This window comes from Achromobacter sp. 18P8.1.1, assembly GCF_057799415.1.
In genome coordinates, this window is the sequence record NZ_JBYOKH010000034.1 from 1 (window position 1) to 12,232 (window position 12,232).

Consider the following 12,232-nt stretch of genomic DNA (forward strand, 5'->3'; position numbering starts at 1 on the left):
TCCCTTCGGATTCCCTCGGGCGCATCAAGGTTGCGCGCCGTCACGCCGACAGCGCCGACGAGCTACGGAAGTCTTGGGTCGAGGCGCCGTTACGCCGCTGTTTACTGACGGGTGCTGCAGGGCCCGCCGAATTGCCGCCGCCCGGGCGGCGCCAATCGGCATACGCGTCTGGTGTCGTTGGGGTGGTGGTCGCTTGCGCGCGGGTGGGGAGGAGCGACGGGTGGCGTTCGTCATTCGTAGGATGGGTGGAGCGCGGCACATCCGACATTCGGATGATGACGCCTGTCGCGCGTAACCCATCGGGGTGGCATGCATGGATGATGGGTTACGTGCGGCATACGTTCGCGTGCCTATGCCGACCGGTACGCACTCCACCCATCCTACGGAGCACGGACAGACACATACGGGCCAAGCACCTCAAAACCCAAACCGCATCCTCACGACGCAAGACGACGCGTAAGCTCCCCGAGGCCGCCCGCGCGGCCGGCCGGGAGCGGGCCCCGCAAGATCCTCCACCACCCAAACACCGGTGGACAGAACCCTAAGCAAACCACCCTCCCCAGCTGACGCGAAATTTCAACTGACAGAGCGCGGGGCGTTGGTGGCCTGCGGGGCGCGGGGCGTCGATAAGCCCGAGGGAATCTGAAGGCAGTTGCCGCAGGCAACAACGAAGATGACAACGGGGAAGTCCGGAGCGAAGGCTCCGGACCGCAATCGTTGACCCGCGCCCCGCAGGCCACCGACGCCCCGGGCGTCTTAAGAACCGACGCCCGCGACAACACAAAACGCCGTCAAGCTCTCCCCCGAAGCCACTCCTCCAATTCCTTAGCCGGCAACGGCGGCGAAAACAGAAACCCCTGTCCCGCCGCACACCCCTGCTCGATCAAGAACCGCCGCTGCTCCTCATTCTCGACGCCTTCGGCTACCACCGGCAGGCTCAAGCTCTCTCCGATCCGAATGACGGCGCTCGTCAACGCCCGCGCCGCATCATCGCTTTCCAAACCCTGGACAAAGCTGCGATCCAGCTTCAATTCGTCCACGATCAGGCGCCGCAAATGCCCCAGGCTGGAATACCCCGTCCCGAAGTCGTCCATCGACAAACGCACGCCCAGGCGATGCAGTTCGGCAATGGTCCGCAACGTGCCGGCGGTAGCGTCCAGGACCACGCCTTCGGTTATCTCCAGCATCAGGTCGGCAGGCGCCAGGCCGAATTCGGCCAGCGTGGCTGCAATCATCCTGGGCAGGTTCAGGTTGTGGAAATTCGTGGCCGACAGGTTCACCGAAACCGACGGCACCTTCAATCCGTTGTTGCGCCACGTCGCCAACTGCGAGCACGCCTCGCGCAGCGCCCAGTCGCCCAGGTCGCCGATCAGCCCGCACTCTTCGGCCAGCGGCACGAAACGCACCGGCGAAATATCGCCGAGCGTCGGGTGGCGCCAGCGGGCCAGCGCTTCCACCCCGTACAGGCTGCCGTTCTTCAGGCCGACCTGCGGCTGGTAGTGCAGGCGCAGCGCCTTGGCTTCCAGCGCGTCGCGCAACGCGGCTTCCAGCGCCAGGCGTTCTTGCGCCTGGCGGTTCATTTCCGCGCTGAAGAAAGAGATCCGGTTACGGCCCGCCGTCTTGGCCTGGTACATCGCCATGTCGGCATGGCGCAGCAACGTATCCATGTCGCGGCCGTTTTCCGGGAATACGCTGATGCCGATGCTGACCGACGGGTTCAGGGTGATGCCGCCCACCGAGAACGGCTGGGCCAACGCCACCAGGATGTGTTCGGCGGCGGCCGTCAGCCGGCCGTGCTCGAAGTCCGGCATCATCATCACGAACTCGTCGCCGGACAGCCTGCCCACGATGTCGGTCGCCCGCGCCAGGCGGCGCAAGCGCTGGGCCACGTCGCGCAGCAAGGCGTCGCCGATGGGATGACCCAGGGTGTCGTTGACCTGCTTGAAGCGGTCCAGGTCCAGGAACAGCACCGCCACGCGCTTGCGTTCGGGTTCGGCGCGCGCCAGGGCCTGCTCGGCTTGGGCCAGCAGCAGGTTGCGGTTCGGCAGGCCCGTCAGCTCGTCGTAGAACGCCAGTTGGCGGATGCGGGCACGGGCTTCTTCGCGTTCCAGCGCCAGCGCGCACAGGTAGACGCACACATCCACCAGGCGATGGTGGAAGTCGTCGGGCAGGCGGCGTTCGCGGAAGTAGAAGCCGAACGTGCCGATCACCCGCCCGTCGCTGGATTTGATGGGCGAGGACCAGCAGGCCTTGATGTCGTCGGGCAGCGGCAGGTGGCGGTAGTCGTCCCACAGCGGGTCGGTGGCGATATCGGGCACGATGACGGGGCGGCCCAAAAACGCGGAAGTGCCGCAGGCGCCCGATTGCGGGCCGATCTTCACGCCGTCCAGCGCATCGCTATAGGCGGGCGGCATGCTCGGGGCCGCCAGCGGGCGCAGGTGGCCGGTGTCATCCACGCGCAGCACGGTGGCGGCCACTTCGGGCGCCAGGCGCTCGACTTCGCGGCACACCATATTCATGACCTCGACCACCGAGGCCTCGTTCACCATTGCCTGCAGCACGCGGCGCTGCAGCACTTCATGCACCTTGGTGGGGGTGATGTCGGTCAGCACGTCCACGATGTTGACGAGCGTGCCCCGGTCGTCGAAGACCGAGTTGGCCATGACCGACACCCATAGCGGCTTGCCGCAGCGGTCGTAGACCAGCACATCCTTGTGGTAGCCCTCGCGGCAGGCGATGCGGCGGTCCAGCTCTTCGCGGGTGCCGCCGTCGGGCCGGCCGCCGGCCAGCAGTTCGCCCAGTTCCTGTTGCACGGCATCGCCCCGGCCGAAGCCCAGCATGCGCTGGAAGCCGTCATTCACATAGACGATGCGGCCATCGCTGCCGGACACGGCAACGGCGTTGCCGGTTTCGTTGATGCCCAGCAGCAGCAGGCGGATCTCTTCCTGGCGCTCGGCATCGGCAATCGACTTGCGCGAGATGACCGAAATGCGCACGACCTCGCCATCATCGTCCTTCAACGGCAGATAAGTGGCCTCGATCCATAACGACCCGCCGTCCTTCTTGCGGTAGCGGCAGGTGCCCGAAAAATGGTCGCCCTGGAGCAGCCGGGCCCAGATGCGTTCTCCGCTGGCGATGCCCTTGCCTTCGTCCATGCTGTCGCACAGCATGTCGTGGCGCAGCGCCAGGGCCTCCTCCAGGGTGTACCCCGCGGCAGCCAGGAAATTGGCGTTGGCGTTCGACAGCGAGCCGCTCGCATCGAAATCGAACAGCAGCAGCGCCCGATCCATCGACGTCAGGTAATTGCCCGCATGCCACGCGGCGCCCTGGGGGCCCGCGCTCGAAACGCCTACATGAGTATCAAGCATAAGGGGCTCCATGCCGGAATACAGCTGTTCCGGTTTCATTCAGCGCTTTGGAAAACCAAGCGCGACGCGGTCTCGTCCGTCCTGCTTGGCCAGGTACAGCGCCTGGTCCGCACGACTGAGCGTTTCCGAGAAGGTCTCTCCCAACTGGTGATGCGCCATGCCGATACTGACCGTCAACCGCAATACCTCGTCGCCCGCCGCCACCGCCAGCCCGCGCACCGCGCCGACGAGCCGGTCCATGACGCCCTGGGCGGCTTCGGGCGGCGTGTGGGGCAGCAGCACCAGGAATTCCTCGCCGCCCCAACGTCCGCACAAATCGTATTCGCGCAGGCTCTCGCGCATCACACCAGCCAACTCGACCAGCGCGCGGTCGCCCGTCTCGTGCCCGTAGCGGTCGTTGACCGCCTTGAAATGGTCCACGTCCAGCATGGCGACGACAAAGCTTTCGCCGCTGCGCGAGGCGCGCTCGACTTCCTGCTTGATCATTTCCATCAGGGCGCGACGGTTCAGCAGGCTGGTCAGCGGATCGCGGCTGGAGGTTTCTTCCAGCGCCGCGTTCAGGTCGCGCATCATGTTCTGGTAATGGTCGGAAATCCGCGCGATACGGGTCAATCGGCGCAATTGCCGGTCGAACTGGTCGCACAGGCCCAGTTCGCGCTCGTGCGCCATGGACTGGTAGGCATCCGACAACTGGGTCACGCGTTCGATACGCGCCATCTGCTCGGCCGTATGCCGCCACAGCGCCTCGAGCGCTTCGCGCAGCGGATGGCCTTCATAGGCGGGGTCCGCCAGCAGTTCGTTGATGCGTCGATCCAGCTCGGCGGCGCCCGGTTTCATTCGCGGCCAACCACCGAGAACGGAAAAGTGCAGTCTTCCTTGAATTCCTCGGCCAGTTCACCGACGCGCTCATTGCGCTTGTCGTAGAACCAGGTCACGCTGACCTGACGGCCCTTGCCGTGGGCCGCTTCGAGGACGTCGAAGATGTCCATGACGGACTTGATGCTGCTGGTGTTCAGATACAGCAGTTCCAGTTCCAGGCTCAGCGGGGCGGTCGTGCCCAGCAGATACGCCTCGACCCACTCGATCACGGGGCCGAACAGTTCGAAGGAATTCTCGGGATAGGAGTCGCCGCGCATCGCCAGCACGCCGGCGGCGGCATCGGCGGTGATGGCGGGCGTGGACTGCGTCCCGGGAATGTTCAGATCTTTCATCAAATACTCCGAAAATAATTCTTGAATGCCTGCGGAGCCCTCAGATCACTACGCTCAGGCTGAAGAACGCCTGTCCTTCCTGCGCAGCGGGCGTCAGGCTGGCCTCCAGCGGGGCGCCGGCGCGCCGGGCGATATCGATCAGCCCCAGACCCGCGCCCGAGGCCACGCCTTGGGTGCGCGGCTTGTGCAGCTGCGTCTTGTATTCGGCCTTCAGGGCCGCCTTGTCCAGCGCGGCCAGTTCCTGGATCCGGGCGACCAGCGCATGGCCGTCATCGGACTTGACCAGATTGCCCGCCGACACCACGTAGCGGCTTTCATCGCGGCGGCCGATCACGACGGTGGCCGAGGCCTCGGCGTCTCCGTTGGCGGCAGCGTACTGGCGGATGTTCTGGATCATCTCGATGTACACCGAGAACACGTCCATTGCTTCGGCCGGGCGCACATGTTCGGCGTTCAGGTAATTCTTGAGCGCGTTGCCGATTTCCTCGATCAGGCTGCGGGAGATCGGCCCGTTGAAGCACAGCAGGGTGCGGTTCTGATTGAACCGTTCGCCCAGCGCGTAGAGATCGGAGGCATTCATAGCGGTACCGCCCTGATAACGTTTATTCGAAACGGAAAGACAGCAAGGTGATGTCGTCACGCTGGGGACGGCCACCCTGGTATTCGGCCAGCGCTTGCGTAAAGGCGGCGGCCTGTTCAGTTAACGGCTGCCGCGCGTGTCTCTTGAGCATATCCGCGAAACGCGTGTTGCCGAACCCGAATCCGTGCTCGCCGCCCGCCTGGTCCAGGAAGCCGTCGGTGGCCAGGTAATAGGTCCAGCCCGGCTCCATCTGCAGCTCGATATTCTCGTAGACCCCGGCGCGTTTGTCGCCCAGCGCACGCCGGCCGCCGGGGATCTCGCGCAAGGTATCGCCATCGCTGGCGTACAGGCTGATCTTCGCGCCCGCATACCGCAGCCGTCCGGTCTGGCGGTCAATATATACCAGGCCTGCATCGGTATTGGTGGCCAGCGCCCGGGGCAATTGCGCATCCGCAAGCATGGCGCGGATGGCGGCGTCGGTGCGGGTCAACACGCCTGCGGGATCGCCGGGTCCGACCTCGGTGATCGCCAGGTCGATGGCGGCGCGCGCCAGCATGGTCATCAGCGCACCCGGCACGCCGTGGCCCGCGCAGTCCATGATGCCCAAGAGGCAATTGACGCCGTCCGAGCGGAAGACATAGAAGTCGCCGCCCACCACGTCGCGCGGCTTCCACAGCACGAAGTGGTGCGCGCCCAGGGACTGCGTCAGTTGGCGGTCCGGCAGGATGGCGCGCTGGATCAGGCTGGCGTAGTCGATGGAGTCGCCGATCTTCTTATGCGCGGCGGCCATGGCGCGGTTGGCGTCTTCCAGTTCGGAGGTGCGTTCGCGCACCTTCGTTTCCAGTTCGGCCGTGTGCTGGCGGACCTTGTCGGCCATGACGCCGAAGGCGCGGCTCAGGTCGCCGATCTCGTCTTGGCCGCCCGGGGGCAGGCGCACGTCGTAGCTGCCGTCCGCGATGGCGCGGGCTGACTGCTGCAGGCGGCGCAAGGGGCGCAGCATCAAACGTTCGATGGCGTAGCCGAAGCACAGCAGCATGGCGGCAAACAGCACCGCCAGGCCGATGGCCGCCGGCCAGAGCCAGCCGGTGTCCAGCACGCGGGCCGCCCCAAGGTCTACGACCGTCAGCACATGCCAGTGCAGCTCGGGCATGTAGGCCACGGACATCAGCTGGCGCGTCCCGTCCATCTTCACCCAGGCGGACTGCACCGACTGCGGATCGGCCTGGGCCGCGTGCATGGCCGAGCGCAGCTCGTCCCGCCCCGGGCCGTCGTCCAGCAGATTGAACACCCTGCCCCGGCCGTCGGCCGCGCCGCTCGCGCCCGAGTTGTAGGCGATGAGGGTCGCGTCCATGTGCGCCTGGATGGCGCCTTCTTCGTCCACGATGATGGGCGTGACGCCGGGCTGGCCGCTGTTGACGAAGTCGCGCAGGAAGCCACCCACGTCCAGGCCGGCGCCGGTCAGGCCGACGACCTTGTCGCCATCGCGCACCTGCACGTTGATCCAGACCTTGGTGGTCTTGAGCTTTAAGTCGGGATTGACGTTGATGTTGTATTTGGCCGGCGACTTCAGCGTGGCGTAGAACCAGCCGTCGTCCGCCGCGCCGGGGCTGAGCGTGTAGCGCGGCGCTTCGGACAGCGGCTGATCGTCGTTGAAGTAGTAGTGCCCGCTGGCGGCGCTGGCGATGAAGTAGGCGCGGCCCAGCAGATCGCGGCGGTAGCCGTCGGCTTCGCGGAAGAAGAGCTCGCGGGCGGCCGGATCGCTTTCATTGCGCAGCCAACGGCGGGTGACTTCACTGTCGGCCAGGCGTTGCGACAGGGCCAGCTCGCGCGACACCGGCGCCAGGATGCGTTGCCGGTTCAGTTGCGTGAAGTTGTCGGCGAATGCACGCCCGAAGTGGTCCCTGACCCCATCCAGCACCAGCCAGCCGATCACGGCGGCGGACGCCAAGGCGATCACGCATGCCAACAGCAGCGCCATCAATGATTTTTTGCGCAAACCCCATTTCGCCATGCGAAGTCTTCCTGACAGCTTGATAAGACGTGACGTGCGTACCCGCCCTGAAGGCACGATAGGGGTCAGGCGCGCTAAGTGTAGAGAACAGCGGGGTCAAATGAAACAGGCGCAAACGTCTGGATGCGTTCCAGACACCTTAAGTTTCAGCTCAGCAATGTAAATACGGGTTTATTGCGTTTTATATCGTATTTTTTACGAGTGACCCCGCGGGCGATGCAGCTTTATTACTACACGCCCAGATAGCGTTCCCATAGGCCGCGGTCGGCATCCAGCGCCCGCGAGTCACCCGTCCACACGACTTTGCCGCGCTCCAGGATGACATGCTGGTCCGCCAGGCTCAGCAACCTTTCGACATATTTGTCGATGACGAGGATGGTCTGCCCCGCCTGGCGCAGGCGCGCCAGGCAGTTCCAGATCTCTTCGCGGATCTTGGGCGCCAGGCCTTCGGTGGCCTCGTCCAGGATCAGCAGCCGGGGATTGGTCACCAGCGCCCGGCCGATGGCCAGCATCTGCTGTTCGCCCCCCGAGAGCTGGTTGCCCATGTTGCGGGCACGTTCGGCCAGCCGGGGGAACAGTTCGAAGACGCGTTCGGGCGTCCAGGGTTCGCCGATATCGGGGTTGCGCGCGGCGACGAAGGCGGTCAGGTGCTCGCGCACCGTCAGGTTGGGAAAGCACTGCCGCCCTTCGGGGACGATGGCTACGCCGACGCGGGCAATGCGGTCCGGGCTCCAGCCGCTGATGTCCTGCCCCGCGAAATGGATCTTGCCGCCGCGCAGCGGCAATTGCCCGAACAGGGTGCGCAGCAGCGTGGTCTTGCCCATGCCGTTGCGGCCCAGCAAGGTCACGACCTGCCCCGCGCCGATCTGCAGGTCCACGCCGAACAGGACCTGGCTGGCGCCGTAGCCGCTCTGGGCCGATTCGATGGTGAGCATCATGCGGTCTCCTCGTCGCCCAGGTAGGCTTGCCGCACTTCCGGGTTGGCGCGGATCTCGTCGGGGGTGCCGGTCGCGATAACGCGGCCATACACCAGCACCGACAGGCGGTCGGCCAGGCGGAACACCGCCTGCATATCGTGTTCGACCAGCAGCATGGCGGCCCGGCCCCGCAGGGTTTCGATCAATTCGGTCAGTCGGACGGTTTCGTCCGGCCCCATGCCCGCCATGGGCTCGTCCAGCAGCAGGACGCTGGGCCGGGCGGCCAGCGCCAGCGCGAACTCCACCTTGCGCTGCTCGCCGTGCGGCAAGGTGCCCGCCGGGCGGTCCAGCAGGCTGGCGTCGATGGCGCATTCCCGGGCCAGTTCGCGCGCCTGTTCATATAGCGCGGATTCGGCCGCGCGCGGTTTCCAGAATCGGAAGCTGCTGCCCGCGTGCGCCTGCACCGCCAGCACCAGGTTGTCCAGCACGCTGGACTGCTTGAAGATATTGGTGATCTGGTAGGACCGCGACAGCCCGGCCGACACGCGTTGATGCGCATTCATGCCAGTGACGTCGCGCCCGCCCACGGTCAGCGTGCCGGAATCGGCCGCCAGCGTGCCGGACAGCAGGTGGATCAGCGTGGACTTGCCGGCGCCGTTGGGGCCGATCAAGGCGTGGATCTCGCCCGGATTCAAGGACAGCGACACATTGTCGGTGGCGACCAGCGCGCCGAAACGACGGACCAGCCCGGTCGCCTGCAACGCAGGCGCGGTGGCGTTGATAGACGGATTCATGATCCCACCTTGCCGGATTGGGCCGCGGCGCGTCCGCCGAACAACGGGCCGAACAGGCCCACCAGGCCGCGCGGCGCGCCGAACACCACGCACAGCAGCAGCACGCCCAGAGGCAGGTGCCAGTATTCGGTCCACAGGCGCAGCACTTCTTCCAGCGTCAGCATCACGACCGCGCCGGCAACACCGCCCCAGCGCAGGCCGATGCCACCCACCAGCACCATGATCAGCAAGTTGGCCGACTGCGTCCAATGCATCAGGCTGGGCGAGATGAACAGGTTGTGGTTGGCCAGCAGGGCGCCAGCCAGGCCGGCCGCCGCCCCGCTCAAGGTAAAGGCCGCCAGCTTGATGCGGTAGACCGGGTAGCCCATGGATTCCATGCGCGACTCGTTCTCGCGGATGCCTTGCAGGGCCGTGCCGAAGCGCGAGGACACCACGCGGCTGAACCCCCACATGAGCAGCGCGAACAACACCAGCACCAGGTAATAGAAGCTGACGTCATGGGACAGGTCGATGCCCGGCAGCGTGGAATAGCCCGGCAGGTTCAACCCGTCTTCGCCGCCGTATTGGCGCAGCGAGATAAAGATGTAGAACAGCATCTGCGCGAACGCCAGCGTAATCATGATGAAGTACACGCCGCGGGTGCGCAGCGAAATCGCCCCGGTGATGGCCGCCAGCACGCCTGCCAGCAGCATCGCCACCGGCCAGACAATCAGCGCCGACGTGATGCCCGACATCGCCAGGATGCCGACGGCGTAGGCGCCCGCGCCGAAGAACGCGGCATGCCCCAGCGCCACCATGCCGCCATAGCCCAGGATCAGGTTGAGACTGGTCGCGGCCAGCGCGTAGATCAGCACGCGCCGCACGAATGAAATGTAGAAGTCCAGGCCAAGCGCCGGCGCCACCAGCGGAAACACCGCCAGCGCCGCCAGAAGGACCACGGTCCAGATGGTGGTTCTCATCGTCAACCCCGCGCCGGAAACAGGCCGGAGGGCCGGAACACCAGCACAGCCGCCATCAATACGTAAATGGCGATGGCGGCCAACGTCGGACCGACGCTGGAGGCCACGGCCGGAGAAAAGACCTGGCGCAGCAGCATGGGCAGGAAGGCCCGCCCTGCCGTGTCCACCATGCCCACCAGCAGCGCGCCGACAAAGGCGCCGCGGATCGAGCCGATCCCGCCGATCACGATGCACACCAGCACCAGGATCAGGATTTCTTCTCCCATGCCCACCTGCACCGACGTGATCGGCCCCAGCAGGGCGCCGGCGACGGCTGCCAGCATGGCGCCCAGCACGAAGACCCCCAGGAACAGCAGCGGCACGCGCACGCCCATCAGCGTGGCCATCTGGCGGTTGGAGGCGCCGGCCCGCACCAGCACGCCCGCACGGGTGCGCGTCACGAACCAGTACAGGCCCGCGGCGGCGGCCACGCCGAACACGATGATCATCAGGCGGTAGGCGGGATAGAGCAGGTCCGGCAACAGGCGCACCGGGCCGGACAGCACGGCCGGCATGTTGAGCATGACGGGCGCCGGGCCCCAGATCATCTTGACGAGATCATTGGCGATCAGGATGACGGCGTAGGTGCCCAGCACCTGGGCCAGGTGATCGCGCAGCGCCAGGCGGCGGATCAGCGTCAGTTCCAGCGCCACGCCAACCACGCCGGTCGCCACGGCAGCCACCAGGACGGCGGCGGTGAATGAACCGGTGCGCTGCATGGTTTCAGCGGCAACATAGGCGCCGGCCATGTAGAGCGAGCCGTGAGCCAGATTCATGATGTCCATGATGCCGAACACCAGGGTCAGCCCGGCCGCGATCAAAAACAACATCAACCCAAACTGAAGACCGTTCAGCAATTGCTCGACGATCAGCGTAAACGTCATGAACACTACCCCCTGCCGCAAATCGCCGATGGCGTCGCTCGCGGCCAAATCACCAAACCACCTGGTTATGCCTCACGCGGCCCACCCTGCGCAGCCCACGAAACGTGCCCGCCCGAGCGGGGTCGCGCGGAGCCGGCTTCGCCGGTCCGCAGCGACGCCCCCTAGAGGGGGAAGCGCGCAGCGCGTCGGGGGTGGGCCCTACTTACAGCTTGCAGTCGCCTACGTAGACGTCCTGGTACTTGTCGAACACCTTGCCCACCAGCTTGTTGGTGATGCGGCCGCTGCCGTCCTTGTCGACGACGCGCAGGTAGTAGGCCTGGATCGGGTAGTGGTTCTTGCCGTAGGTGAAGCTGCCGCGCACCGACGGGTAGTCGGCTTTTTCCAGCGCGCGGATGACGGCCTCGCGGTCGGAGGCCTTGCCGCCGGCCTGCTTGACCGCGGCATCCATGGCCATGATGACGTCATAGGCCTGGGCGGCGTACACGGACGGGTAGCGGCCGTTGTATTCCTTGCGGAAGGCGTCCACGAAGATCTTGTTCTGCGGCACGTCCAGGTCATGCGCCCATTGCGCCGTGTTGTACATGCCCAGCATGGGGTCGCCCACGGCCTGGATCACGTCTTCGTCGGCCGAGAAACCCGGGCCGATCAGCTTGACGCTTTGCGACAGGCCGGCCGACACGAACTGCTTGACGAAGTTGATGCCCATGCCGCCCGGCAGGAAGATATAGACGGCGTCCGGCTTGGCGGCGCGAATCTGCGCGATCTCGGCGGCGTAGTCGATCTGGCCCAGCTTGGTGTAGACCTCGTCGCCCGGGGCGGTCTTGTAGCCGCGCTTGAAGCCGGTCAGCGCGTCTTTGCCCGCCGGGTAGTCCGGAGCCATGATGAACATCTTCTTGAAGCCACGGTCCGCCGCGACCTTGCCGGCCGCTTCGTGGAAGGCGTCGTTCTGGTAGGACGTGCCGAACCAGTAGTTGTTGCACTGGGCGCCGGCGAACTGGCTGGGGCCGGGGTTGTTCGACAGGTAGGGCACCTTGGCCGCGAACAGCGCGGGGCCAACCGCCAGCGCCACGTTCGAGCCGATGGGGCCGGTGAAGAAATCGATCTTGTCGCGCTGGATGTAGCGGGTGACGAGTTGGCGGGCCTGGTCGGGGTTGCCGCCCATGTCGGTCTGCACGAACTCGGCGGGCTGTCCGCCCAGCTTGCTGCCCAGTTGCTTGATGGCCAGGTTGAAGCCGTCGCGGGCTTCGGCGCCCAGCGCCGAGAATGGGCCGGAGATGTCGTTGGCGATGCCGACCTTGACGGTGTCTGCCATGGCCACGGCCGGCACCAGCGCGGCGACGGCGATAAGGGAAGTGATCAAACGCATGGTGGTGTGCTCCGTGCGCGAGCCCGCGCAGAGGGTGTTCTTATAGAGGGTGCGATTCGAATGACTTCTGTGCCTGGCCTGCCGGCGCCATTGCGCCGCCGTC

Annotated in this window: 10 protein-coding genes; all 10 read right to left on the reverse strand. The window is 65.9% G+C overall.

Annotated elements, in window-relative coordinates:
* Positions 1–791: 791 nt before the first annotated feature.
* A complete protein-coding gene (locus AC27VE_RS20285) occupies positions 792–3,368 on the reverse strand; it encodes a sensor domain-containing protein (protein WP_488704814.1) in 2,577 nt (858 codons plus the stop codon).
* A 39-nt stretch (positions 3,369–3,407) separates the two neighbouring features.
* Positions 3,408–4,205: a biofilm regulation diguanylate cyclase SiaD gene (gene siaD, locus AC27VE_RS20290; protein WP_488704815.1), complete on the reverse strand. Its 798-nt coding sequence runs from the start codon at positions 4,203–4,205 to the stop codon at positions 3,408–3,410.
* On the reverse strand, positions 4,202–4,579 hold the full coding sequence (siaC, locus tag AC27VE_RS20295; protein ID WP_006228045.1) for a biofilm regulation phosphoprotein SiaC: 378 nt from the start codon (positions 4,577–4,579) through the stop codon (positions 4,202–4,204). The genes siaD and siaC overlap by 4 nt, the downstream gene beginning before the upstream one ends.
* A gap of 40 nt (positions 4,580–4,619) precedes the next feature.
* Positions 4,620–5,159, reverse strand: coding sequence for a biofilm regulation protein kinase SiaB (gene siaB / locus AC27VE_RS20300; RefSeq protein ID WP_006228044.1), 540 nt, complete (start codon positions 5,157–5,159; stop codon positions 4,620–4,622).
* 22 nt (positions 5,160–5,181) lie between these two features.
* The gene (siaA, locus tag AC27VE_RS20305; protein ID WP_427960211.1) at positions 5,182–7,170 is read right to left on the reverse strand and encodes a biofilm regulation protein phosphatase SiaA; all 1,989 of its coding nucleotides are present in this window, start codon (positions 7,168–7,170) and stop codon (positions 5,182–5,184) included.
* Between the two features lie 230 nt (positions 7,171–7,400).
* Positions 7,401–8,105, reverse strand: a complete 705-nt coding sequence (locus AC27VE_RS20310) for an ABC transporter ATP-binding protein (RefSeq protein WP_006228042.1) — start codon at positions 8,103–8,105, stop codon at positions 7,401–7,403.
* Positions 8,105–8,881 carry an ABC transporter ATP-binding protein gene (locus AC27VE_RS20315; protein ID WP_006228040.1) on the reverse strand — a complete coding sequence of 259 codons (777 nt, stop codon included), beginning with the start codon at positions 8,879–8,881 and terminating at the stop codon, positions 8,105–8,107. Before AC27VE_RS20315 ends, AC27VE_RS20310 begins: the two co-directional genes overlap by 1 nt.
* Positions 8,878–9,840, reverse strand: coding sequence for a branched-chain amino acid ABC transporter permease (locus AC27VE_RS20320; protein WP_006228039.1), 963 nt, complete (start codon positions 9,838–9,840; stop codon positions 8,878–8,880). Before AC27VE_RS20320 ends, AC27VE_RS20315 begins: the two co-directional genes overlap by 4 nt.
* Before the next feature lie 2 nt (positions 9,841–9,842).
* On the reverse strand, positions 9,843–10,763 hold the full coding sequence (locus tag AC27VE_RS20325; RefSeq protein ID WP_006228038.1) for a branched-chain amino acid ABC transporter permease: 921 nt from the start codon (positions 10,761–10,763) through the stop codon (positions 9,843–9,845).
* A 202-nt stretch (positions 10,764–10,965) separates the two neighbouring features.
* Positions 10,966–12,129, reverse strand: coding sequence for an ABC transporter substrate-binding protein (locus tag AC27VE_RS20330; protein WP_006228037.1), 1,164 nt, complete (start codon positions 12,127–12,129; stop codon positions 10,966–10,968).
* Positions 12,130–12,232 lie beyond the last annotated feature (103 nt).